The following is a 254-nucleotide window of genomic DNA, read 5'->3' as shown; positions in this document are numbered from 1 at the left end:
TTTTGTCGGCCTTGCCACCACCCGCACCCGGGCTCGCATCGCCCATCAGCGCGAGTAGCGGCCCGAACGAGCGATCGAGCGGATTGACCACCGGCGCCTGTGTCGCATCGCCACTGCTGTCGCCAAACAACCCCTGTGCCTTGCGCACCAGCGTATCGGTGAGCGCCTGCGAGGGACGGCCCGCCTCGCCCTGGTACTGCACCGCCTTCATGACCGCGAGCAGCGGCGAGGTCTGCGCATCGGTCAGACGCGTC

Annotated in this window: 1 protein-coding gene; it reads right to left on the bottom strand. The window is 68.5% G+C overall.

Features of this window, described 5'->3' with window-relative positions:
- On the bottom strand, window positions 1-254 hold a 254-nt coding region (locus U5775_RS39285), incomplete at both ends, for a hypothetical protein (RefSeq protein WP_322063479.1).

Origin of the sequence: Paraburkholderia sp. J63, assembly GCF_905220245.1 — a bacterium.
GTDB lineage: Bacteria > Pseudomonadota > Gammaproteobacteria > Burkholderiales > Burkholderiaceae > Paraburkholderia.
This window is presented reverse-complemented; position numbering and strand designations above follow the sequence as displayed.